This window comes from Pedobacter psychrodurus, from assembly GCF_004331735.1.
GTDB classification, from domain to species: domain Bacteria; phylum Bacteroidota; class Bacteroidia; order Sphingobacteriales; family Sphingobacteriaceae; genus Pedobacter; species Pedobacter psychrodurus.
This window is the reverse complement of the sequence record NZ_SJSO01000008.1, coordinates 26,032-51,616: the sequence shown is the minus strand read 5'-3', so window position 1 is coordinate 51,616 and position 25,585 is coordinate 26,032. Positions and strand designations below refer to the sequence as shown.

General features: G+C 37.6%; 22 protein-coding genes. 15 read left to right on the top strand and 7 right to left on the bottom strand.

The annotated features are described in order from the left end of the window. Positions 1–45: 45 nt before the first annotated feature. The 3 genes from guaA (at position 46) to EZ456_RS11865 (ending at position 4,101) form a co-directional block, all read left to right on the top strand. Entirely contained in the window at positions 46–1,575 is a 1,530-nt protein-coding gene (gene guaA / locus EZ456_RS11875) for a glutamine-hydrolyzing GMP synthase (protein WP_131530399.1), read from the top strand. Between the two features lie 111 nt (positions 1,576–1,686). Beyond that, the gene (locus EZ456_RS11870; RefSeq protein WP_131530397.1) at positions 1,687–2,898 is read left to right on the top strand and encodes an ABC transporter substrate-binding protein; all 1,212 of its coding nucleotides are present in this window, start codon (positions 1,687–1,689) and stop codon (positions 2,896–2,898) included. Positions 2,899–2,931: 33 nt separating this feature from the next. Then, positions 2,932–4,101, top strand: a complete 1,170-nt coding sequence (locus tag EZ456_RS11865; RefSeq protein ID WP_131530395.1) for an RsmB/NOP family class I SAM-dependent RNA methyltransferase — start codon at positions 2,932–2,934, stop codon at positions 4,099–4,101. A 444-nt stretch (positions 4,102–4,545) separates the two neighbouring features. Here the strand turns inward: EZ456_RS11865 and EZ456_RS11860 are convergent, their stop codons facing one another. The 5 genes from EZ456_RS11860 to EZ456_RS11840 all read right to left on the bottom strand — a co-directional run bounded on the left by EZ456_RS11860 (position 4,546) and on the right by EZ456_RS11840 (position 10,465). Then, positions 4,546–5,112 carry a MarC family protein gene (locus EZ456_RS11860; protein WP_029274105.1) on the bottom strand — a complete coding sequence of 189 codons (567 nt, stop codon included), beginning with the start codon at positions 5,110–5,112 and terminating at the stop codon, positions 4,546–4,548. A gap of 79 nt (positions 5,113–5,191) precedes the next feature. Next, on the bottom strand, positions 5,192–6,223 hold the full coding sequence (locus EZ456_RS11855; protein WP_131530393.1) for a porin: 1,032 nt from the start codon (positions 6,221–6,223) through the stop codon (positions 5,192–5,194). A 26-nt stretch (positions 6,224–6,249) separates the two neighbouring features. Then, positions 6,250–6,522, bottom strand: coding sequence for a hypothetical protein (locus tag EZ456_RS11850; RefSeq protein ID WP_131530391.1), 273 nt, complete (start codon positions 6,520–6,522; stop codon positions 6,250–6,252). Between the two features lie 98 nt (positions 6,523–6,620). Then, complete coding sequence (locus tag EZ456_RS11845) at positions 6,621–8,078, bottom strand: amino acid permease (protein WP_131530389.1); 1,458 nt, start codon at positions 8,076–8,078, stop codon at positions 6,621–6,623. A 140-nt stretch (positions 8,079–8,218) separates the two neighbouring features. Further along, positions 8,219–10,465, bottom strand: coding sequence for a sodium-translocating pyrophosphatase (locus EZ456_RS11840; protein ID WP_131530387.1), 2,247 nt, complete (start codon positions 10,463–10,465; stop codon positions 8,219–8,221). Positions 10,466–10,746: 281 nt separating this feature from the next. Here EZ456_RS11840 and EZ456_RS11835 point away from each other — a divergent pair, with 281 nt between their 5' ends. The 5 genes from EZ456_RS11835 to EZ456_RS11815 all read left to right on the top strand — a co-directional run bounded on the left by EZ456_RS11835 (position 10,747) and on the right by EZ456_RS11815 (position 17,191). Continuing rightward, entirely contained in the window at positions 10,747–12,189 is a 1,443-nt protein-coding gene (locus EZ456_RS11835; RefSeq protein WP_131530385.1) for an APC family permease, read from the top strand. 564 nt (positions 12,190–12,753) lie between these two features. Continuing rightward, positions 12,754–13,701, top strand: a complete 948-nt coding sequence (locus tag EZ456_RS11830) for a TIGR01212 family radical SAM protein (protein ID WP_131530383.1) — start codon at positions 12,754–12,756, stop codon at positions 13,699–13,701. Positions 13,702–14,047: 346 nt separating this feature from the next. Further along, entirely contained in the window at positions 14,048–15,454 is a 1,407-nt protein-coding gene (locus EZ456_RS11825; RefSeq protein ID WP_131530381.1) for an ammonium transporter, read from the top strand. A gap of 35 nt (positions 15,455–15,489) precedes the next feature. Next, on the top strand, positions 15,490–16,515 hold the full coding sequence (locus EZ456_RS11820; RefSeq protein ID WP_131530379.1) for a porin: 1,026 nt from the start codon (positions 15,490–15,492) through the stop codon (positions 16,513–16,515). A 97-nt stretch (positions 16,516–16,612) separates the two neighbouring features. Beyond that, the gene (locus tag EZ456_RS11815) at positions 16,613–17,191 is read left to right on the top strand and encodes a DUF4468 domain-containing protein (protein ID WP_131530377.1); all 579 of its coding nucleotides are present in this window, start codon (positions 16,613–16,615) and stop codon (positions 17,189–17,191) included. Between the two features lie 10 nt (positions 17,192–17,201). Here the strand turns inward: EZ456_RS11815 and EZ456_RS11810 are convergent, their stop codons facing one another. Both EZ456_RS11810 and EZ456_RS11805 read right to left on the bottom strand, forming a co-directional pair. Beyond that, positions 17,202–17,669, bottom strand: coding sequence for an SRPBCC family protein (locus EZ456_RS11810; RefSeq protein ID WP_225876527.1), 468 nt, complete (start codon positions 17,667–17,669; stop codon positions 17,202–17,204). A 243-nt stretch (positions 17,670–17,912) separates the two neighbouring features. Next, positions 17,913–18,386, bottom strand: coding sequence for a ribonuclease H-like YkuK family protein (locus tag EZ456_RS11805; RefSeq protein WP_131530375.1), 474 nt, complete (start codon positions 18,384–18,386; stop codon positions 17,913–17,915). A 236-nt stretch (positions 18,387–18,622) separates the two neighbouring features. On the opposite strand from EZ456_RS11805, the gene EZ456_RS11800 reads away from it, so the two are divergent. The 7 genes from EZ456_RS11800 (at position 18,623) to EZ456_RS11770 (ending at position 25,541) form a co-directional block, all read left to right on the top strand. Then, positions 18,623–18,841, top strand: coding sequence for a hypothetical protein (locus EZ456_RS11800; protein WP_131530373.1), 219 nt, complete (start codon positions 18,623–18,625; stop codon positions 18,839–18,841). 50 nt (positions 18,842–18,891) lie between these two features. Then, positions 18,892–20,196: a DEAD/DEAH box helicase gene (locus EZ456_RS11795; protein WP_131530371.1), complete on the top strand. Its 1,305-nt coding sequence runs from the start codon at positions 18,892–18,894 to the stop codon at positions 20,194–20,196. A 154-nt stretch (positions 20,197–20,350) separates the two neighbouring features. Next, a complete protein-coding gene (locus EZ456_RS11790) occupies positions 20,351–20,584 on the top strand; it encodes a DUF1456 family protein (protein ID WP_116251425.1) in 234 nt (77 codons plus the stop codon). Next, positions 20,568–23,264 (top strand): outer membrane beta-barrel protein, encoded by a 2,697-nt coding sequence (locus EZ456_RS11785; RefSeq protein WP_131530369.1) that lies wholly within the window; start codon positions 20,568–20,570, stop codon positions 23,262–23,264. Before EZ456_RS11790 ends, EZ456_RS11785 begins: the two co-directional genes overlap by 17 nt. Positions 23,265–23,308: 44 nt before the next feature. After that, on the top strand, positions 23,309–24,043 hold the full coding sequence (locus tag EZ456_RS11780) for a GDSL-type esterase/lipase family protein (protein ID WP_131530367.1): 735 nt from the start codon (positions 23,309–23,311) through the stop codon (positions 24,041–24,043). 744 nt (positions 24,044–24,787) lie between these two features. Beyond that, positions 24,788–25,135, top strand: a complete 348-nt coding sequence (locus EZ456_RS11775; protein ID WP_131530365.1) for a hypothetical protein — start codon at positions 24,788–24,790, stop codon at positions 25,133–25,135. Positions 25,136–25,154: 19 nt separating this feature from the next. Beyond that, complete coding sequence (locus EZ456_RS11770; protein ID WP_131530363.1) at positions 25,155–25,541, top strand: hypothetical protein; 387 nt, start codon at positions 25,155–25,157, stop codon at positions 25,539–25,541. The last annotated feature ends 44 nt before the right edge of the window (positions 25,542–25,585 follow it).

Here is a 25,585-nt window from a genome sequence, read left to right as displayed (position 1 = left end):
CAAATCTCCGGCTTCAAATCTCATATGTAATTGGTACCTTTGCGGATGCAAGAAAAAATCATTATCGTCGATTTTGGTTCGCAATTTACACAACTCATCGCTCGTAGGGTTCGCGAACTAAATATTTACTGTGAAATATATCCATATAACAATCTTCCTGAGGTTACGCCTGATGTAAAAGGAGTTATTTTTTCAGGTAGCCCTTATTCTGTCCGCCAGGAAGATGCACCTCAAATCGATTTATCGAAATACCATTTAAAATACCCATTATTAGCTGTTTGTTACGGTGCACAATATATCGCCCAACATTCTGGTGGCGATGTACAGCCATCTTCAACGCGCGAATATGGTCGTGCAAACTTAAATTTTGTAAACCAGGAGAATAAATTATTCAAGGGTATTAACATCGACTCGCAAGTTTGGATGAGCCATGGTGATACCATTACCGATATTCCAGAAAATTTTGAACTGATTGCCAGTACCGATAGCGTAAAAGTGGCAGCTTATCACATTAAAGATTCAGATACTTATGCCATCCAGTTTCACCCTGAAGTAACGCATAGCACTGATGGAAAAATCCTTCTAGAAAACTTCTTGGTTGATATTTGCGGATGCAGCCAAGATTGGACATCTGCAGCTTTTGTTGAAACTACAATTGCCGATATTAAAGCTACTGTAGGGGATGATAAAGTTGTTTTAGCGCTTTCTGGGGGGGTTGATAGTAGTGTTGCAGCAGTACTTTTGCACAAAGCCATCGGCACAAACCTACACTGTATATTTGTTGATAATGGTTTATTGCGTAAAAACGAATATGAAAGTGTTTTAGAGCAATACAAAGATTTTGGCTTAAACATTAAAGGCGTTGATGCAAAGGATAAATTCTTGAGTCAGTTGGCCGGAGTAGAAGATCCGGAAACAAAACGTAAAATCATCGGTCGTGTGTTTATCGAAGTATTCGACGAAGAATCGCATCTTATTCAAGACGTGAAGTGGTTGGCCCAAGGTACCATCTATCCTGATATTATTGAATCGATTTCAGTTAAAGGCCCATCGGCAACCATTAAATCGCATCATAATGTGGGCGGTTTGCCAGATTTTATGAAACTTAAAGTAGTAGAACCGCTTAAAACTTTGTTTAAAGATGAAGTAAGAAGAGTAGGTAAGGCTTTAGGTTTAGAAACGTTTATTTTAGGCCGTCACCCATTTCCAGGACCAGGCCTAGGTATCCGTATTATCGGAGAGGTTACTCCAGAAAAAGTTGCTATCTTACAGGATGCCGATAAAATTTATATCGACAATTTAAAAGAAGCAGGTTTATATGATCAAGTGTGGCAGGCAGGCGCAATCTTCTTGCCAGTAAGATCTGTTGGGGTGATGGGTGATGAGCGTACTTACGAAAATGTTATCGCGTTAAGAGCGGTTGAATCACTTGATGGTATGACTGCAGATTGGTGCCATTTACCTTATCCGGTATTGGCTAAAATTTCTAACGAAATCATCAATAAAGTTAAAGGGATCAATAGAGTGGTATACGATATTAGTTCTAAACCACCGGCAACTATAGAGTGGGAGTAGTTTAGTTTGGAGTTGTGAGTTTTCAGTTTGGAGTCCAAACTGCATAAAATAAATGATATGCTAGCAAGGTGGAATAAACTTTGCTAGCATATTTTGTTAAAAATGATAGGTATGAATTTCAAGAAGGTTTATGGGTTGTTCGTTTTGTTTGCAGTAGTTTTGAGTGCTTGTTCGCCTAAAATCAGGACACCCAAGCCCGAAACGAGTAAACCAGTTGAAAAAGAAAAGCCGGTTGATAAAAAACCGGTCAAAAGGTTTTCGCAGGCAAGTGTTTCGTTACTTGTACCCTTTAAGTTGGATGAGCTGAATTTAAAAACGGCCACAAAAGCCGATATCGAAAAGTATGCAATGCCTATCGATTTTTATCAGGGCTTTAGGCTGGGACTGGATTCTGCAGCTACCCAGGGTTTAAATTTTAAACTAAATGTTTTTGATACCCAGGATGATAATGCACATATAGCTGTCTTGTACAAAAATGAGCGTTTTAAACAAAGCAATTTAATTATTGGCCCGGTTTTTCCTGATGGACTGAAATTTATCTCCAATTATGCTAAAGAAAATAATGCAACTATAGTATCTCCTTTGGCCGCCTCAGAGCCTGCTGAATTTAATAACCCAAATCTGGTCTCCATTGTAAATAATATTGGTTTACATGGACAAAAGATAGCCACATACATTGCTAAAAATTATAATCCTACCAGTACGACAGTAGTACTGATTAATCCTAAGAAAACAGAAGATGAGCAATTTGCAGCACCAATTAGAAGTTATTTTCAGGCGAACACAAAATTTGTGGTGCAAGAGTATGCATCTGCTTATACTTTTGAAACAAAAATGATCAAAGGGAAAGCGTATGTGGTGGTGCTTACTTCATCCGACAGGACTTTTGTACTGCCAACGGTAGAAAAATTGTTTAGGTTAAAGCATCTTCCTACAGGTGGCTATAATATTAATCTTTTCGGGCATCCTAACTGGGTAAAACAGAACTACCCAACTGATAAATTACAAGACCTAAATACCATTATCAGTTCTTCTTATAAAATAGACTACAAAAGCAGCGCTGTTGTTGCCTTTATCAAAAAATACCGTTACAGGTACGGATTTGAGCCTGGAGAATATGCCTTTAAGGGATTTGATGTTGGCTACTACTTTGGTAAACTATTAACTAATTACGGAGAGGAATATAGAGATTATCTGGTAAAAGATAAATATAAAGGCCTTCATAATAACTTTTCATTTATCCATGATGAAAAATTAGGCTATATTAACACCAGTTTAATGTTGCTGAGGTTTAAAAACTTTGCGCTAAACCTAGTTGAGTAATTTATAATTTTTTCTTCCATTTTTAATTATTGCATGAGAGCAGATCATCAGTTAAGAGCCTTTGAACAGATTTTGAATAATTATGATGGAAGTTTGCCCTTGCATCGTTTTCTACCCACCTATTTTAAGCAACATAAGCAAATGGGTTCATCTGATAGGAGATGGGCTACGCGGCATATCTATAGTTTTTTTAGATTAGGTAAGACTTTACCAGCACTTCCCCAGGAAGAACGTTTGAGCATTGCCGATTTTCTATGTCACGACACTTTAAGCCAGATTGTAGAAAAAAATTTTCCTGATCTAGTGGGAAGTATCACTTTGCCTCTAGAGGAGAAATTAAACCTGATTAAAACCAAATACCCTAAGTTTGATATAAAAGAGGTATATCCTTTTCATGCTTCGCTTTCTGGCGATATCGATAAAGAAGCATTTTTTACTTCATTCTTCAAACAGCCAGATCTGTTTATTAGGGTAGCAGCCGAAGAATCAGCAGCTATTGTTGCAAAATTAGGTGATGAAAACGTTGCGGTTAAAGCTATTTCTCAAACCGCTTTGGCATTACCCAATGGAACCAAGCTTGAAACCGTTTTAAAAGAAGGCAGTTATCAGGTTCAGGATTTATCTTCACAACATACAGGCAATTATTTTAAACCGAATAAATGGGATAAATGGTGGGATTGCTGTGCAGCATCGGGCGGAAAAACTTTGCTTTTACATAGTTTTGAGCCAGTTATTGAGCTTTTGGTTTCTGATTTGCGAGAAAGTGTACTCTTAAATTTAGATGAACGTTTCCGTTTAGCTGGGATCAAAAAGTATCATAAGAAAGAACTCGATCTTTTAAAGAACAACGATCAGGTTTTACACCACTATCAATTCGACGGGATCATTTTGGATGCTCCTTGTACTGGTTCTGGTACATGGGGGAGAACACCCGAAATGCTCACGTTTTTCGAGGAACGGAAAATTAATCAATTTGCAAGCATCCAAAAGGCGATTGTCCAAAATATTGTAAAATATTTAAAGCCAGGTAAACCCTTAATTTATATTACTTGTTCTGCTTTTGAAGCCGAAAACGAGGCTGTTGTACAACATATAATTGACACGTTGCCATTAGAGCTGGAAAAGATGGAATTGATAAAGGGTTATGAAAACAACGCCGATACGATGTTTGTGGCGAGATTGATTAAGAAAAGCCAGGATTAGCCAAGATTAAAGGATTATAAGATCAGTGAATATCTTCCCAGGCCGTCATTCCCGCACAGGCGGGAATCCTAATGCTTTAAGATTTCCAATCAAGTTGGAAATGACGGATCTATTTAAAAAAAATAGAAATCGATTTAATACACTCTACGTATGTTCAAACCAGGATTTGAAATTCTTTTTGAAGTGTTTCACCGCTTCGATTAAAACGGCTATAGCTCCAATAATTAAGGTATATTCTTCAAAGCTGTTCATGATGTAAGCTTTATATTTAGATGAATATACGGAATTATTGTTACAGATTGATTGAATGATTGTCATTTAATGGACTGATCGTCATTTCGACCGTTGTGGAGAAATCTTTTAATGTAAGGTTAAAGATTTCTCCATTTCGCTACCAATGAAAGATTGGTAAGCTTCAGTCGAAATGACGATCTAGCTGCCCCCTTAAAGCCCCGTATTATTCCTGAATAATTTAATCGCTATAGCCAACAAAATTACACCAAAGGCCTTACGCAGAATGTTCAAACCCGATTTTCCAAAGAGTTTTTCTAGTCTGTTGGTGTTCTTTAATACAAAGTAAACAAACAACATGTTGAGTATAATGCCTACTAAAATATTCTGGGTATGGTATTCTGTTTTTAGCGAAAGCAGTGTGGTCATTGTTCCAGCTCCGGCAATTAAAGGGAAGGCCAATGGAACAATAGAGACTGTTTCTGGTGCTTCTTCTTTAAAAATGGTTAACCCCAATACCATTTCCATAGCAATAAAAAAGATCACAAATGAACCCGCAATGGCGAAAGATTCTACATCTAATCCGATTACTTTTAATAACGATTCGCCGACAAACAAAAATAGGATCATTAAGCCTGTAGCCACAAGCGATGCTTTTTCTGATTCGATGTGGCCTGCTTTTCTACGCAGTTCGATCACAACGGGAATGGCGCCTAAAATATCGATAATGGCGAAGAGCACCATCGTTGTAGATAGGATCTGGCTTAAGTTGAACGTCATAAAATCGAATTTCATAGCAGCGCAATTTTAAGCAAAGGTAGCGGAATTTGTATCAATTCCTCAATTGTACATTTATTTATTAGAAATAGAACTGTGTTCTTAAAGTGAGCACATTATCTTTTCTATCAGCGGTATAATCCTGAATTTGGGTCGATTCGTTTTTAATGATATCGTAATAAAGCACCGCTTTAAAATGTGGGTTAAAGTGGTGTAAAAAACCAAAGCCAAAAGTATCAAAACGAACATCTGCTGGAGAAAGCCCCTGGGCGCTGGAAATATCAAGCCCTTTTACCTTTGAATTCGGATCATACCAGTCGTATTTTAAAATAAGCTGATTATTGGTACTGTTCAAGGTTTGTACAAAAGTAAGATAAGCGCCATTGAAAGTTCTGGTATAATAAGGCAAGGCTACAGATTTGCTATCGACAGGATAGGAGCCTGGTGTGGTTGATGTGGTTGAAGTTCCCGTTTGTAAACCTGATACCACTTCGGCCCTTAATTCCGATTTCCAGCTTTTGGTTTTAGTTGCCAATTGGATGTCGGCACCGTAATATCTCCTTGGGGCTACCTTATTCAGGGTGGTAACCGACGAATCCTTCATCATTCTCCATTGATTGTTGATTCTGTCCATTTTATAGCTCACGGGTAAACGATGGTTTAAACCGCCTTGTATGGTGCTTATACCGCCAGCAATGGTAAACTTATTAAACGCATAGGTTTTGTGGCTTAATCTGAAAATAAAATCTTTACTGTTATCAAATTCTCCGCTACCAGCTAAGCCTTGTCCATTGTAAATTCCAAAATCGAATACAAAGTTTTTCAATCTGGCATCTTTCCATCTTGGATTTAAGGTAAAGGTAACCCCCAGATCACGTTCTGTTTTCATTAAAATCTGCGACATCCTTCCACGCTCAGGTGCTTCCCTCACTGAAGATGATAATTGCAGTTCGTTCCCAAACGGACGGCCCGAAAGCCCCAAAGTAACCGCGAGTATTTTCCACTCATTTTCATAGTAACGGCCCCAGAAATCGCGAATGGCAACGCCTTGTTCTGTACCATCAAACTGAAGAACAAAATACGTAGAGGGGCTGCCATCATCAGTTAACATCATGTAATCGGCTCTTAAACGTCCTCTTCTTAATCTAAACCGATTATTGGTAAACTCACCAAAGTTTCCACCTTGATATTCTGCTTGTGTGCCGTTTGCTTGAGCAACCTGGAATTGAGGCTGCAGGTATCCGCTAAAGATAATGAGCCATATTTCTTCGAAATAATGAGCAAATGGTTTACCGTGGTAGAATCCATTACATCGTTAATTGTTCTTTGTGCATATCCTGCAGTAGAAATGAATAGCAAAACAATGGTTAAGGAGAAGTAAACGCTTTTAATTTTTGCAGAATTGCGGCACATGTTATCAATTTTTTTGCAAAGGTAGTTTTATTAACAATTATTTAACGTAAAAAAGCCCCGACTTTTGGTCGGGGCTTTTATTTTTTATAATTTAAATATTATAACTCGGGTTTTGGTGGATCTACTGCGCCAACCACTTTTCCTTTGTTTCTTAATACTGAATTTCCTTTACCATAGAAGAAATAAATCGCTATACCCAGCGCCATCCAAATGGCTAACCTGATCCATGCTTCAAAAGGTAATGAAGACATTAAATAAACACAAACAATTACACCCATAATTGGAACGAAAGGTACCAATGGTGTTTTGAATGGACGAGGCCTGTCTGGATCAGTTTTACGCAATAACATTACACCAATACAAACTAACGAGAAAGCAAATAAAGTGCCTATGGATACCATATGGCCCAAATCTGTAACTGGAACGAAACCTGCAAATACGCTTACAAATAGCATGAAGAATAGGTTGGTTTTGAAAGGAGTTCTGAATTTAGAGTGGATACTGCTAAAAAACTTAGGTAATAAACCATCTTTCGACATGGTATAAAACACCCTTGATTGTCCCATCAACATTACCAATATTACAGAGGTATAACCCGCTAAAATTGCAATAATTAAACCCATTTGTAGCCATCCATAACCAGTAACTTTAAATGCTGTAGCAGCTGGAGAAGCATCTCCTTTAAAAATTGAAAAAGGTACTAGACCGGTCATTACGTGAGCAAATAAAACATATAGTATTGTGCACACAACCAGTGATCCTAAAATCCCGATCGGCATACCTTTTTGTGGATTTTTTGCTTCTTGAGCAGCAGTACTCACAGCGTCAAAACCAATAAATGCGAAGAATACCAATGCCGCACCTGCAGCAATCCCCGAAATACCGAATTCTCCTTTAACACCAGTGTTTGCAGGAATGTATGGGGTATGGTTAGCTGGGTTAATGAATTTCCAGCCAAGGGCGATGAATATGATTACAACCGCAACCTTTACAACTACTAAAACATTGTTAAGGCTTGCAGATTCTTTTGTGCCACGTATTAACATTAATGAAAGTAGGGAAACAATAACTACTGCTGGAAGGTTAATCCCTCCACCATCTGCTTCTGCAAATGATTTTGTTAAATAGAGCGGCATTTCTAGGCCGAATTCATGTAATAGTTTATTGAAATATCCTGACCATGAAACGCCTACAGTTGCTGCACCTAATGCGTATTCTAAAACCAGATCCCATCCAATAACCCAAGCCATGAACTCACCCATGGTTGCATAAGAATAAGTGTAAGCACTCCCCGCAACAGGGATCATCGATGCAAATTCAGCATAACATAATCCAGCAAAAGCACAGCCAACAGCTGCAAGTACGAATGATAAAGTAACAGCTGGTCCTGCATGGTCAGCTGCAGCGATACCAGTTAAAGAGAATAAGCCTGCTCCAATAATAGCCCCAATACCCAGAGCAACGAGGCTCGTGCTGCTCAATGTTCTTTTGAGCGTGCCCTCGCCACTTTCAGCAGATTCTGCTATAAGCACATCAATAGGCTTTTTAAGATTCATAAATAAAAGTTTAGTTAAAGTGTTATGTAGTTTTTTGGTGATAATAAATTCAGCTCCAAACGTAATTAAAAATTACGGAAAAGTAAAAGGGATTTTGGTTAAAAATCCCTTTTACTTTTATTATATCTATGATTTTACAACTAACGACTTAATGTATTGGTTGTATTTGTTAAAGTGTCGGTAATTGTATGCCCTAAACTATCTGTTTTTTGCTCAATTCTGATTTCCTTTCGAACTTCCTGCTTATGTTCACTTGCAATCGCCTTAACTGCGATGTATGGAGCAATAACTAGTGAAACAATAGACATTAATTTGATTAAAATATTCATTGAAGGGCCCGAAGTGTCTTTAAAAGGATCTCCAACAGTATCGCCAGTTACAGAAGCTTTATGTGGCTCTGATTTTTTGTAGTGCATTTCGCCATTGATCATTACACCTTGTTCGAATGATTTCTTGGCATTATCCCAGGCGCCACCTGCATTGCTTTGAAAAATACCCATTAATACACCTGTAACGGTTACTCCGGCTAGCAATCCACCCAAAACTTCTGGGCCAAAAGTAAAACCAACAATTATTGGAGTGATTAAGGCGATAGCGCCAGGCATCATCATTTCGCGAATAGATGCTTTAGTTGAAATGGCCACGCATTTTTCATATTCAGGTTTAGCTTGATATTCCATAATGCCTGGAATTTCTCTAAACTGACGGCGAACTTCCTGCACCATATCCATTGCCGCTTTACCCACCGCCTGGATACATAGCGCTGAAAAGATAAAAGGTATCATACCGCCAACAAATAAACCGGCAAGAACAGGAGCTTTATATATATCTATCGCGGTAATACCTGCTATACCTACAAAAGCGGCAAATAATGCCAAAGAGGTTAATGCTGCAGAGGCGATAGCAAATCCTTTTCCAGTGGCTGCAGTGGTGTTTCCAACTGCATCTAAATTATCGGTACGTTCACGTACTTCTGGAGGTAACTGACTCATTTCGGCAATACCACCTGCATTATCTGCAATCGGTCCGAAAGCATCAATTGCTAGCTGCATAGCTGTAGTAGCCATCATGCCTGCTGCAGCAATGGCTACACCATACAAGCCTGCAAAGTGGTACGATAACATAATCCCTCCGGCCAAAACCAAAATTGGAATAACGGTCGATTTCATTCCTACTGCCAAGCCTGCAATAATATTGGTCGCATGTCCGGTAGATGATTGTTGGATAATAGAATTTACAGGCCCTTTGCCCATTGCAGTAAAATATTCGGTAACAATACTCATAATTGTACCCACTACTAAACCCACAATAATGGCATAAAATACATTAATGCTCGAAAATTCATAACCACGTAAGCTTAAAGTTTCTGGCAGCATCCATTTTACGATAAAGAATGAGGCAATCGCTGTAATCAAAATTGAAGACCAGTTGCCCAGGTTTAAAGCAGTTTGAACATTTGATTTATCATCTTTAATGGTTACAAACCAGGTACCTATAATAGAGAATAAAATGCCCAATCCGCAAATTACCATTGGTAGAAGGATAGGCGACATGCCCCCGAATTTATCGGTTACGGTAATTTCTTGTCCTAAAACCATGGTGGCTAATATCGTTGCCACATAAGAACCGAACAAATCGGCACCCATACCTGCAACGTCACCTACGTTATCACCTACGTTATCGGCAATGGTTGCAGGGTTGCGTACATCATCTTCTGGAATCCCGGCTTCTACTTTACCCACTAAATCGGCACCTACATCGGCAGCCTTTGTATAAATACCACCACCAACACGGGCAAATAAAGCGATTGATTCTGCACCTAATGAGAAACCGGTTAAAACCTCGATAGCTGTTCTCATTTCGGTGCTATCTACATGCGTAACATGAAATAGCTGTAAGAAAACTATAAATAATCCACCAAGACCTAAAATTGCTAATCCAGCTACTCCTAAACCCATTACGGTACCACCCGTAAATGAAACTTTTAAGGCCTGTTTTAAACTTGTTCTGGCAGCCTGTGTGGTTCTAACATTCGCTTTTGTGGCCGATTTCATTCCGATATAACCTGCAGTTGCAGAAAATACGGCTCCTATAATGAAAGAGATAGAGATAATCCAGCTCGAATGCATCGGTACACCTTTAATTTCGGTAATTGTTCCGGAATAGGCCAACAGTGCAGCCGTAAAAACGGCAAAAATGCTCAAGACCCTCCATTCGGCTTTTAAAAAGGCCATCGCACCATCGGCTATGTAGCCTGCAAGTTCTTGCATATTTTTATCACCTGCATCTTGCTTGTTTACCCAGGCACTTTTAATCATCATAACTATAATCCCGACAAGGCCCAGCGCCGGGATACAGTAAATTAAATTGTTTTGTAAAAAATCCATAGTTAATAATTGGTTTTATATTTGGTTAGTTGTTTATAGTATTGTGTAATTGGTTAACTGTTTAAATCGGTTAATTGTTTAATCTACTTCAAATGCGAAGCACCAAACGCCTCGCTCCAAACTACGTACTTATATCTAGCAAGATAATAAAATATTTTTCTTGTGATTAAAATTTTCATTACCAAGGCAAATAAAATTTCGCTCCATTAAAATAATACATGCGAAGCGCTCCTAATTTCTTTTTTTTAAATAAATTAGCCACAAAACTAAACTGAACTAAAATGAAAATTGAAAAGGAAGATGGGCCTTCTAAAAGAAAATTAAGCCTTTTTGATGCTACAATGCTGGTAATGGGCTCAATGATCGGAAGCGGGATCTTTATTGTTAGTGCCGACATCATGAGAAATTTAGGTTCTGGTTATTGGTTGATTGTGGTATGGGTGATAACTGCGGTGATGACCGTTGCAGCCGCAATTTCTTATGGAGAACTTTCTTCAATGTTTCCTAAAGCGGGTGGACAATACACTTACCTGAAAGAGATTTTTGGTAAAATGATGGGATTTCTTTATGGTTGGGGCTTGTTTACCGTAATTCAAACAGGAACTATTGCGGCTGTTGCTGTTGCTTTTGGTAAATTTACGGCCTATCTAATCCCTGCTTTAAATGATGCTGCTCCAATTTTTCAAAGCGGCGGTTATAAAATTACCTGGATCCAGATTTTAGCTATCGGTGTTATTCTGCTTTTAACTTATATTAATACAAAAGGTGTTGAAGGTGGTAAAATATTGCAGAATATTTTTACTGGATCTAAAATTGTTGCTTTAATTGGCTTAATTATTTTAGGCTTTCTTCTGGTGAAAAACAGTTTTTGGACTGAAAATATGGCCTTTGGATGGAAAGCATTCAATAATCTAAAAACAGATATGAGTGGGAATTTCCTGAAATCCGGATGGGAATCCATTTCTGGAATGACTATAATGGGCGGAATTGCAGCTGCAATGGTAGGTTCGGTATTTTCGAGTGTGGCTTGGGAAAACGTAACCTTTGTTTCAGGAGAAATCGAAAACCCTAAAAAAAATGTGGTGCGTTCTATGGTTTTAGGTACCTCAGCAGTGATGATACTCTATTTATTGGTCAATTTTATATATCTGAATACTTTAAATAGGGATAGTATAGCTTTTGCCCTCAATGATCGGGTTGCTGTTGCAGCCTCAGAGCAAATTTTTGGCAGCGGAATAGGCACAATTGTAATTGCGTTATTGGTGATGATTTCTACTTTTGGTTGTGTTAATGGAATCGTATTAGCGGGTGCAAGGGTTTTTCAAACAATGGCAAATGATGGGATGTTTTTTAAAGCAGCGCTTAAAAATAATAAAAATGGAGTTCCTGAGAGATCGCTTTGGATGCAAGGTATTTGGGCATCTGCTTTATGCTTAAGTGGGCAATATGGTAACCTATTAGATATGATCTCCTTTGTTATTGTGCTCTTTTATATGATCACTGTTTTTGGTGTTATTTATTTAAGGATAAAACAACCTAAGCTTGAAAGGCCTTACAAAACCTGGTTATATCCAATTACACCGATTATTTACTTATTGATCGGGGCAGCATTTTGCATTTTGCTCTTAATTTATAAACAACAATATACCTGGCCAGGACTTGTGATTGTTTTATTGGGTGTGCCTGTCTACTTTTTTATTAATAAAAAAGAGCAGCAGAATTAGGCTGAGTTAATGTTACTTAACTGTTTGTCGTTAAACCTCGCAGGTTTTTAAAACCTGCGAGGTTTTTTTGCTTCTCAAATCTCATATCTAGCCTCTCCAATCTCATTTTGAAAATCAGGTTTCAGTGTCAATCGGTTCCGAAAGTCCCGTTATCCGCTTTACTCATCCCGACTGTGTCGGGAATCGTGCCCGCTGCTACCGGGTTTAATTAACTTCAAATAGTGCAGTAAACGGGCTGATATAAACCCGACATGGCGGATACCGGCCTTGAGCCTAAGGCCTGCAGGCGCCCGCCTGAACGAACGGGCAGGTATGAGCACGTGGCGGGACTAACATTGCCATGAAACACAAACTCTGCTTTTCTAAAAAAAATAAAAAGAACTTTGCTTATAAACTTTGGTTTGTCGCTGGTTGTTTCCCCTAAACCCTAAACCCTAAACCCTAAACCCTAAACCCTAAACCCTAAACCCTATTATGTATGCTCAATCTCAAATCTCACCTCTAATATCTCAAATCTAACCCTTCAGCCTCACATCTCGAACAAAAACCGTATTTTTGCAAACAATGGGAACACTTGTAGATTCTGGGATAAAGGGGTATAAAAATTACGGTACGCATTTGCGCGAAAAGTATAAAGGGCAACGTGTGTTTAAAGTAATTGTAGATGGTGGTTTTACCTGCCCCAATCGCGATGGTAGCAAAGGTTACGGTGGATGTACTTATTGTAATGTAGATTCTTTTACGCCCGAACCTTCGCGTAAAAATCCAAATATTAAAGATCAGCTCGCCGAAGGCATGTTAAGAGCTAAAACCTCGTATAAAGCTGATAAGTATATTGTTTATTTTCAGCCGAACACCAATACTTACGCGCCGGTACATTATTTAAAGATGATGTACGATGAAGCTTTATCTATCAATACCGAAGATATTGTGGGTTTTGCAGTTGGTACACGCCCTGATTGTATCGATGCAGAAAAGGTGGCTTTATTGGAAAGTTATACCGACCGCTTCGATGTAGATTTAGAAATGGGCATGGAATCTATCTATGATGAAACCCTCGATCAGATCAACAGGGGTTGCAGTCATGGCGAATTTGTTGCTGCGGTAGAACTTTTAAAAGATAGTAAGCTCGATCTGTGCGTGCATACCATTTTTGGCTTCCCGTGGGAAACCAGAGAACAGATGTACGGTTACATCCACGAAATTAACCGTTTTCCTCAAATCAAGTTTGTAAAATTTCACCACCTTCATGTTGTAGAAGGATCGATAATGGGTGCCAAGTATAAAAAAGAGCCTTTTAAGCTATTCTCTCTTGAAGAATATACCAACTTACTTTGTGAGTTAATCCCCTTATTGCGTCCGGATATTGTTATTCAACGCCTTTTTGGGATTTCTGACTGGGATTTGTTAATTGCACCTAACTGGGGGCTTAACAAATCGGCAATTCAAACCTATATGGACAAAGAAATCGAAAAAAGGGGTGTAGTTCAAGGTTCTGCTTATTTTTCATAAAAAATTAAATTTTTTAACGATTTTTTTAAAAACCCATGAAATTTCATGGGTTTTTCTGTTATTGATGAGTTTTTTGAGCTAATTTTTTATAAATTTTAGCTAAAATCATATAAATGATGGTTAATATGTGATTTTGTTTTTATTAAAAACTTACATTAAAATCCCCTGTATTTTTTGTTATTTTTATTTTTAAGGTTAATTTTTGTGTTGTTTTATAAAAATCACTCATTTTTATTAAAATATTTCAATTTAATAGTGTAAAAACTACAATATGTCGTATTTTTAGAAAAATAAATCAAGCATATTTTAAATATTTAAACAATACAAACAAATTAAACTAAAAACTATGAGTAAATTCTCCTTTAAACAGTACGCGCCTTTTGCGATATTGATGATCGTCGCAATTTTCGCTCTATTTATTCCGCTTCTTCCTAATTTTGACGAAGGCAAGTATAGTGGATCAGATATTGCATTCATATTAATCGCTTCTGCGCTTGTATTCTTAATGACTCCAGGCCTTGCATTCTTTTATGGTGGAATGGTTCATCGTAAAAATGTATTGTCTACCATGATTAAAAGTGTGGTAGCCGCAGGAGTAATTACCGTTTTATGGACAGTAGTTGGATTTAGTTTAGCCTTCGGAGATACCATTGGTGGTTTCATCGGAAACCCTTCAACATTCCTTTTCTTTAAAGGTGTAAATTCTGGTGCACCTCATCTTCAAGGTGGTGCAGACTTAACCATTCCACTATCTTTATTTGCTGTGTTTCAGTTAATGTTTGCCATAATTACACCAGGTTTAGTTGTTGGAGCCGTTGCAGAGCGTATCCGTTTTACTTCTTACATTTTGTTTATTGTTTTATTCGCAATATTCGTTTACTCACCATTAGCACACTGGACATGGCACCCACAAGGTTTCTTGTTAAAAATGGGTGTGTTAGACTTTGCAGGTGGTACGGTAGTACACATTTCTGCAGGTATGGCCGCTTTAGCAGGAGCATTGGTTTTAAAACGCAGAAAATCTCACTTGGAGCATAAAGAAGTTCCGCCAGCTAATATTCCTTATGTATTAATTGGTACCGGTTTATTATGGTTTGGTTGGTTCGGTTTTAACGCAGGTTCTGCATTAGGTGCAAATAGTTTAGCTGTTTCTGCATTTTTAACTACAAATACCGCTGCAGGTGCTGCAGGTTTATCGTGGATGTTCTTTGATGTTGCAAGAGGTAAAAAGCCTTCAGTTTTAGGTTTCTGTATCGGTGCAGTAGTTGGTTTAGTAGCCATTACACCAGGAGCGGGTTTTGTAAGTATTCCATCTAGTATTTTTATCGGTGCCATTGCCGCAGTGATCTCAAACCTTGTGGTATCTTGGAAACAAAAAACAAGTTTAGATGATACATTAGACGTTTTTCCTTGTCATGGTGTGGGTGGTATAGTTGGTATGTTGTTAACTGGTGTTTTTGCAACAAAAACAGTAAATGCTGCTGGCGCTGATGGCTTATTTTATGGTAACCCAGCGTTTTTTGTAACTCAATTAAAAGGTGCGGTAATCGTAATCATCTTCAGTTTCGTTGTATCATTTATCATCTTCAAATTCATCAACTTAATTCAACCGATCCGCGTATCAGAAGAAGAAGAAGAAATGGGCCTTGATGCATCTCAGCATGATGAGAAATACTCTCAAGGAACCTTGCTAGTTGAAGAAAGAGCGATCTATATCGAAAAAAATAGTCCACTAACAGAATCAGTATCTTAAGGATTTTATATATCTAAACTCAAATAAGCTCAAACATGAAGAAACTTTTAACCGCTATTTTTGCAATGGCCAGCACTACGTGTGCTCTGGCTCAAGAGACCACTACATCACCACTTGAAATTTCAGGGTCGGTAGATACGTACTTTAAATATGATTTTGCCAAGAATCCATTAAATGGAAAAACATCTTTTGTAACTGATCACAACTCAGTATCGTTAGGGATGATCGATATTGCTTTGAAGAAAAAAACAGGCAAGGCTTCATTTGTTGGAGAACTTTCTTTTGGCCCAAGAGGACAAACACAATCTATTCCTGATGCGGCTGCAGGTGGTTCGTCATTTAATATCCAGAACTTGTATGTAAACTACGAGTTTACAGATGAGTTTAGCATGACTGCTGGTTATATGGGTACGTTTGTTGGCTATGAGGTGATTTCTCCTGTTGGAAACTTCAACTACTCTACTTCATATCTGTTTACCAATGGTCCATTCCAGAATGCAGGTATTAAAGCAACTTATAAATTCAGCGATAAAGTAAGTTTAATGGCTGGTTTATTTAACGATTGGAATGTTTATTCAGCATCTAGAGGTGTTTCGGCTATTGGCGGTCAGTTAATGGTTGCTCCGGTTGAAGGCTGGACAGCTTACATCAACGCCTTATCTGGTGCTGGTTATGGTGGATATGGAACGATTATCGATTTAACTACTTCTTATCAAATTACGGAGAAATTTAAATTGGGTTTAAATGCTGCTAATTATGACATTAAAGATAGCTCGGTGCAAGGAAGTTATGTAGGTGCGGCATTGTATCCGCAATACGCAGTTGCTGATGCTGTTACGATAGGCTTAAGGGGTGAGTATTTTAAAGCTAAAGCTTATGGTCCAAATGCAGCTACCTCTACTACTGCAGTAACGCTTACCGCAAACATTAAATCGGGTGGTTTAACCTTTATCCCGGAGGTGAGATTAGACCATAATAGCGACAAACCTTTCTTTAAAGAAGGTGGCGCTGCAGCACCAAACGGTGGCCAGTTCTCTTTAGCAGCTGTTTACGCTTTTTAAGGAAATAAAATTGTTAATATAAGGCCGTTCCGATGTAAAATCAGAACGGCTTTTTCTTACCTTTAAATATTTAGATTTAGCTATTAACCGATATCAAATGAAACACCTTCTTTTTATTATCCTTGCCATTTTTTCAATTCAATTATCTGCACAGCAAAAACAGTTTTCGAAAGATGATAATGGTAAATTTATCTATTATAAGGTGGTAGATTCGCAACTGGTAAGCAAAGATACTTTATTGCAAAGGGCCAAATCTTTTATTAATGTGGCCTATAAAAAATCGATGACCCAGGAAAGTATTACCGATTCTTCTGTTTTAGCTAAAGGAACAATGGTAATCGATAAAACAATTTTGGTTGCTGGCCATCCAAGCGGAGAAGTAAGCTATAATTTTGTTTTTGAGGTACGCCAAGGTAAATATAGGTTTTGGCTAACCGATATGTTGTACATCCCGTATCAAAGAGACCGCTATGGGAATTTTATTGCCGCTACAAAAATTGGGGTGCCTTTAGAGCGTACGCCTGGCAAACTTGGTGCTGGTGCATGGAAAGATATTTTAAATAGTACTTATAGCAAAATCGAAAAATTTGGATATGAGTTTAAAAAATATTTAGCCACCAATAGAGTAGACAAAGCCAAGAAGAAAGCCGAAACCATTTCTACAAAAAAGTGGTAGTTGGTTCAACCTAAAATTTACCAAACAATTCTTCAACTTTCTGGTAACGGAATTTGAAAATTTCATTGATTTTGCTGTTCACCAACATGGCATTTGCAATTGTACCAATTGGCCCTAAGCCAATGCTATAGTGTAAAGTGTCGTGCATTAATACGCCACCATCTATTTTTTCGAAATGATGTTGATGGTGCCAAAAAGCAAAGGGACCAAAGCGTTGCTCGTCGATAAAATACTCCTTATCCTTAACATGTGTTATCTCTGTTACCCAGTTTAACTTAATGCCGAACAAAGGGGAAACCTTATAGGTGATAATCAAGCCAGGGTACATTTTAGTATTGGCCATGTTTGGTGAGGTCACATCAAAGGTCATATTCTGCGGGGTAATTTCGGCCAGGTTCATTGGCGAAGAAAAAAAGTCCCAAGCGGTATCCAGGTCAACAGGGAGTTTTTGGGCGAATTCTAATCTGTAGGTTTTCAAGTTTTTATTTTAAAGTACAACAACAAAGATGCGGTTTTGTTGGGCTTAACCGCAAAGTTTGTAAAGGAAGGCGCAAGATCGCAGAGTTAGGCGTAAAGAGATTTGTCATCCCTACTGGAATGCAGTGAAATGCCCGCCGGCTGCAGGAATCTACAATAACCTAGCTTGTAGATTTCTTGGTTATGCCTGAAATGAGCGGCATCCGGCTTCGGACCTCTTGCCCCAGACTTTCCGACTTATTGCCTAATGAACCATTTTATCGGCGCAGGTAGAGCTCGCAAATGCTTCGGGTTTAGCCTTGAAAATAAAGCCCATACTTAAAATATAACCCATGGCATCATTAAGTGCCTTGTTCGATTTAAATGATGGATTGGTGTTGATATCGGCATGTACTTCTAAAGCCACATCGTAAATATCAAGTAAATCGCAAATGGAATAAGCGGTTTCGATAGATTTCTGAACTTCCATTAACATTCTTTCCTTAATGCTTACCTGCTGTGTACTCTTTTCCTGATGGATGTACATAAAACCGCCATGATGTTCTCTCAGCAGTACAATTACGGTTGCAAAATCGGTTACTGCACCTTTTACCTGCGAGTCAGTACCGATGCAAACTTTAAGTTTAAAGCCGTTTTCACTTTCTCTGATAATTGCTTTTTCTACTTCTTCGAGGATCGAAGATTGAATAATTTCACCACTAAATTTTTTCCACGTCATACATTGTGTTTTTTGAGGTTAATTCCAAAAGAATTCCTTTGGTACAAATGGTAATCAGGTTTTTATAAAAATAAGCGCTATAAATTAAATATGTGTTAAGCGTAGATTGTTTATTTGCTAACAAAAAGTTAGTTATCAACAAGTTAGTGATAATAGTTTAGATGAACTTATTATTTTTTGAAACAAATTATTATCCGGTCCGTTAATATTTGTACATTCATTAAAAATTCTTAATTATGAGAGCAGAATTAATTCAAGAGCTCCAGTTATTACAAAATAGCAGAGCGAATAAATTTGCAGATGAACTGGCTGACAAGATTTTATCTTCAGTTGATGCAGTTAACGAAAAAGTGCTATCATCAATGTCTAAACGTGGTAACATGTTAATGTTGCTCGAGAAAAGATTAAACTTTTCTACCCTTCGGAAACTTAGGCAAAGATTTTTTAAGCCGTAACTAAGGGCGTAGTTCTGGTCGTAAAGAGAAATGATTACCTTTATGGCGGAATGATAGAAAATGCCTTAAAAAAATTAAACATTGCTGCGCTTAATGAGATGCAGGAGTCTTCTGTAAAAGCAGCTAAGACTGGTAAAGATGTAATATTGATTGCGCCAACGGGTTCAGGGAAAACGTTGGCCTTTTTATTGCCATTACTGTCCAATTTAAAAACCGGAGTAAAAGGGGTGCAAGCCCTAGTTTTAGTTCCATCAAGAGAACTTGCCCTACAGATAGAGCAGGTTTTTAAACAAATGGGTACTTTATTCAAAGTAAACTGTTGTTATGGTGGCCATGCCGTTCGAATAGAAAAAAATAATCTTGCACATCCGCCAGCCGTCCTAATCGGAACGCCTGGCAGAATAGCTTATCATTTAGAGCATCAAAACTTTGACGAATCTTTTATCGAAACCTTAGTTTTAGATGAATTTGATAAGGCGCTGGAATTTGGCTTTGAAAATGACATGTCTTACATCATTGGTTCGCTACTTTCGTTAAAACAGCGCATACTTACTTCTGCTACCAAAATGGAAGAAATTCCACCTTTTGTAAAGGTAAATGCGCCTGTAGTAGTCGATTTTTCAAAAAATATCGAAGCAAAGCCAGATTTAAAGCTTAAAAAAATAACAGCACCAGCAGCCGACAAATTAGATTATCTTTTTAGGTTACTAAGTAAAATAGGTAGTAAAAACACATTGGTTTTCTGTAACCACAGGGAAACGGTAGATCGAATAAGTGATTTGCTTTTCGAAAATGGTTTAGGACATGATGTTTTTCATGGTGGAATGGAGCAGTTCGATCGCGAAAAGGCATTGCTTAAATTTAGAAATGGTAGCCATAGGATTTTAATTACAACAGATTTGGCAGCCCGTGGTCTTGATATTCCAGAAGTGGAACATATTGTGCATTACCAATTGCCTTATACCGAAGATGCTTATATTCATCGCAATGGCAGAACGGCAAGGATGCATGCAAAAGGAACGGCCTATGCTATTTTAACTACAGAAGAACACTACAAATATTTACCAGATGATATTGAAGAAGAAGTTTTATCTGAGCAATATAAATTACCAGAAGCCAGCGATTGGGTAACATTATATATTGCACATGGCAAGAAGGATAAAATTAACAAAATTGATATTGTAGGTTTGTTTTTGCAGAAAGGTAACTTAACAAAAGAAGATCTTGGCCTGATCGAAGTTAAAGATACCACCAGTTATGTGGCTGTTAAAAGAAGCAAAGTAGAGAAACTATTGAAAGCGTTAAGCGGCGAAAAAATTAAAGGAAAAAAACTTAAATTAGAAGTAGCGAGTTAGATCGATTAGTACGAAGTCGGGAGTCCGGAGTCGGAAGTCTGGATGTTCGAGTCAGAAGTTTTAAGCGGTTTGCAACTTTAAAACATTCTAACTTTAGAACCTTTAACTTTAAAACATTCACTAATTCAATCCTTCAACAATTCAAATATTAAAAATGAGCAACAACGATATTTTAAAAAAACTAAGAGTAGCCTTATCATTACGAACTGAAGATTTTATTACCATTTGCGATTTGGTTGGCTTTAAAGTAACCAAGGCTGAACTGGGCGATATTTTCAGAAATGAAGATCACGAGAATTTTAAACCTTGCGGCGATCAGATTCTGCGTAATTTTTTGAATGGTCTTGTAATTTACAAAAGAGGTCCGAGGGATGAGAAAAAGCAATAATTCATGCTTTTTATTCTTTTTTATACTGATCACACTTTCCTTTAACGCTCTCGCTCAGTCTCAGTTTAAAATAAGTGGTAACGTAATCGATTCTTTGAAAAAGCCCGTTGAAGGTGTAAGTATCCGATTGATTACCGATAAAGATACCCTCCGCTCAACTTCTGATGCAAAGGGAAACTTTGCATTCACGAAAGTAAGCCGCAATAAGTTCTATCTTAGCATTACTGCATTGGGTTACAAGCCATTTGCCTCGATCTATGAAATTGAATCTTCGAAAAAAAACTCCATTTTAGAACCCATTATGCTCAAGATGGAAACGATCCGTCTCGAAGATGTGGAGGTTAAAGTAAAGGTAGATCCCATTAAGATTAAGAAAGATACCATTGAATATAATGCTGCTGCCTACACGATAAGAGAAAATGATAAAGTGGAGGATCTGTTAAAACAACTACAAGGAGTTGAAGTTGACGAAAAAGGTGCTGTTACTGCAATGGGTAAAAAAATGACCAAGTTGCGGGTAAATGGCGAAGATTTTTTTACCAGTAATGTAGAAGATTACATTAGACAGTTGCCAGCCGATATTATTGCTAAACTTCAGGTAATTGATGATTATGGTGATGAAGCCAATTTTACAGGTATAAAAGTGGGTACACCACAAAAAATGCTGAACCTGGTTACTAAACCTGGTATGGACAAAGGTGTTTTTGGTGGAGTGAATATGAGTTCTGCTACCAATAATGCACACAACCTTGGCGGTAACGGTAGTATCTGGAAAAAAACCAAGCAAATTGGTTTCGGAAGCCGTTATGGTATAACCAATAATGAGTTTACCAAAATGAACAATGGAGGTTTAAATGGTAATATCAGGGACAAAATTTCGAAGGAATTTAGCTTTAATGGCGGTTATCATTTTAGTAATGGAATTAATAAATCTATTCAGAGTAATTACCTCGAAACCTTTAATCCGCAGGGAACGATATTCGATTTAAGAGAAAGTGTTAATAATTCCAAATCGCTAAATAATAACATCAATCTCGGCTTAAATGGAGCCACAAAGAAAAATTATTTTAATATTTCGCTTAATGGAGCTTTGGCCAATACCCGCAACGATGCGTTTTCTACTTCGAATAAAACCGGGTTTATCAAACAAGATCTTATCTCCAATTCAGGTTCCCGGAATAGCAATCCTAATGTTAACGGAAGTATCAATTGGTCTCGGCGGTTGGCCAATAATAAGCGGTCGCTATCTATGGGATTTAATTTTGGCACAAGCGAAGGAAACTCAAACAGTACCATCAACGACATTATCAGATACTACAACGAAACCACCAATGTACTGGTTAAAGATTCGTTACTAAACAGATTGGTTGATAACAATACCTCAAATTCTAATTTTGGGGGTAATTTCCAATTTTCCAATTCATTAAAAAAGCCAAACGACAGTACAGGATACAGTTTTATTAATCTGTCTTACCGTTTCTCGGTTAGTAGGAGCCGGAATTTGCAAACTACAACGGTTACCAATCCGCTGGGGAACAGTTTTGTTGTCGATTCGCTAGGGCAAGATTATGTATCTAATTTTATTAATCAGAATTTCGGTATTGGTTTTAATACCAATGCAAAACGGATCAGTTACAATTTAGGTCTTAATTTTTCGCCTAGTATCATTATCGGTAAATACCAAAATACGGGTCAAGAGCTAAAAAATTACCAGTTAAATTTTTCGCCCTCTGCCAATTTAAGTTATCAGATTAAAGACAATGGAAATTTGAGTTTTGGCTATAATGGGTACACCAGTACGCCCGACTTTAATAAACTACAGCCCGTTAGAAACAATAACGATGTACAGAACCTGATTATCGGTAATCCAGATCTGAAGGCAACATCGAGTCATACTACCGATTTGAGCTATAATCAATTTGACCTTAAATCGGGATTGAGTATTATGGCGGGTTTATCAGGAACCTTTGCTTTTAATAGCGTAGTAAGTAATACTGTTTTTCTGAGAGATACCCTAAACAGTTTGAAACAGCAAACTACCTATGAGAATGTAAACGGTATTTATAATGTTGGTGGTAATTACTCCTTAAATAAAAGGTTGTTAACTAATAAACTGTCGCTCTCTATTAATGGGAATATTGCCTATAGCCGTAATGTTTTTTATACCGAAAATGTGTTAAACCGGAGTAGTGGAATTAACGTTTCGAATGCTTTTAGGTTTAACCTGAATGAGAAAAAATATTCTTTTAATACCAGTGTATCGTACAGCTTTAGTTCAAACACCTATTCTATCATGAATCAGAATATTAAGAATATCCAGGTTTTGGCTTTAAATGGCAGTGCCAGCTGGATTCCAAATAAACGTTTTAGGGTAAATGCATCGGCCTCTAAAAGTTTAAATTTTGGTTATAACCTATATTCCGGCAATCCTTTATTGGTGAACATGGGATTAAATACTTCCTTCTTAAAGGATAATAGACTCCTTTTTTCTATCCAGGCAAACGATCTGTTTAATCAGGGAGCACTCTTTAGTACCAGTATTAGCAATAATTCGATATCCGAAAATAGGACACGTTTTATTAGCCGTTTTGTGCAGGCAACGCTAGGTTATAACCTGAGCCAGTTTGGAAATAAAAAAAACAGAACGAATGTAAATTTAAGTGGAGTAGAATTTAATTAATCGGTAATTAATTAGTTTAGCGTTTTGTTCAAATCGAATATCCCATGAAAAGTAAAATCCTGATCCTTTTTTTATTGGTCTTTGCAAGTAGTTCATTTGCACAACTGAATACAGATTCGTTAAGTAATAAACCTAAAAAAGAGAATTTTGCTGATGACTGGGCTGCCCTAAGCAAGTACCAGAAAGAAAATGAACTTTTACTGCCGCCAGGCAAAAAAGAAAAAAGAGTTGTTTTTTTAGGGAGTTCGATATTCGAATTCTGGAAGCAAAAAGATCCTGAATATTTTAGGGATAAACCTTATCTGGATAGGGGGATCAGTGGGCAGATTTCGCCACAACTGCTCATCCGTTTTCGGCAGGATGTAATTAACCTTAAACCAAAGGTAGTGATCATTTTGGCGGGGAGCAATGATATAGCCGGCAATACAGGCCATGTTACCAACGATAAAATTATGGATAACATTAAATCGATGGCAGAACTGGCGAGGTTACATCATATTAAGGTAATACTCTGTAAATATCTGCCTGTTTACGAATATCCATGGAATAAGCGCATTAAAGCAGCCGATATCATCGTGAACTTAAACGAAAAGATCGTGGCCTATGCCAAAGAAAAAAATTATACCATTTTAGATTATTGGACACCGCTGGTTGATGAACGAAAAGGGCAGCGGGCCGAACTAACGGTTGATGGTGTTCATCCCAACCTGGCAGGTTATAAAATAATGGAGGGGGTAACGGAGGTTGCGATTAAAAAAGCATTGAAAAACCGTAATTAAATTAATAACGGCCCTTCGACTCCGCTCAGGGTGACCAACCACGCGGTGATATTCCGCACATTCAGTGCTTTCGTGTCTAAAATATCTCATAAAAAGAGATCTCGGTTTGATTTGAGGCCCTTTTCTGCGGAATCTGCGGGGAACAAAAACGAGCTATAGTTTTGCCCGCAGATTTGAAAAGATAAAAAATGTACATTTAACTTGGACTTTGACTCCACTCGAAAGGAGGTTTACTCTTTCTGTCATTCTGAGGCCTAATTTATTTCATAAAAATCAATATAAATGACAGGAGAATTTAAAAGATATAAATCTCCTTGAAGTATCGTCATTGCGAGAAGGCTTTTTCAGCCGCCGAAGCAATCTTTATGGCAAAGATCACTAGCATGAAAGATTGCTTCGTCGTTCCTCCTTGCAATGACGACCTTTCTTTTGAATCTGTCAATCGTAGGGCTCAGCTTTTTAGAAAAATCTTGGGGTGAGAATGACAGGCTGAGAGGTATCGTCATCTCGACCGCAGTGGAGAGATCTTTTAACATAGAGATCCTTCATTACCTTCGCGAAAGCAATTAAATGTTTATTCATAAACTTTCAATAATATTTGAAAGTTTAATAATTTCTATTTAGCTTTACATCGTGAAAGGGAAGATGAAAGATAAATATTTAAGAAAAGGGCTTAAAAGCCTGTTTTTTTCGCTTTGTTTCTTTCAGTTTTTTCTGAAAGTTAAATAATTTAAACCGTTGGTTATGGATTACAATATACTCGGATATGGCATCTTTATTACAGTTATCGCATTTATCATTGTAGTAGTTGGTAAAACCTGCTACCGGAACGGAAATATCTTTGTGGCTGAACTTATTCCCGACCATCTTGATCTCTGTCAGCAGATCAATAAATCATTGCTGGTTTCTTATTACCTGGTGAATATTGGCTACTGTGCCATGACCTTGGTAGGCTGGGAGACGATCATTTCCCCGCAACAATTGATCGAGGTGATGGCTGTAAAAGTGGCCACCATTGTTTGCATCTTATCTGTTCTTCACTATTTAAATATCTATTTGCTTACCAATACCATTCATAAATTAATAAAATAACAATCTAAAATTTTCAATTATGGAAACGACAAAAATTTTAATCGGCTATGCAGTTTATTTACCAGTTGCACTTTTTTTGACTTTTTATGTTTCAAAAACGCTGTTCAAAAACAGTAAGGTATATATGTTAGATATTTTTAAAGGAAGGGAAGAGATTGCCAATGCAACGAATAAACTTTTCGAAACGGGTTTTTACCTGTTGAATGTAGGTTTTGCGCTCCTGATTATGAAGATTACCATCGGCGCTAACGATTACCGTAATTTAATTGAGGCTTTGAGTGCTAAGATTGGCGGCTTTGCCATTTATCTCGGTATTATGCTCTTTATCAACCTGTACTTCTTTTTTAGAGGGAAACGTAAAGCGAAAGAAAATCAAAGGCCTGCATCTTTTGTGCAGCCTGCATAAATTGTAAGAAAAATTGTCATCCTGTCCAAAGGACTCCTACGGAG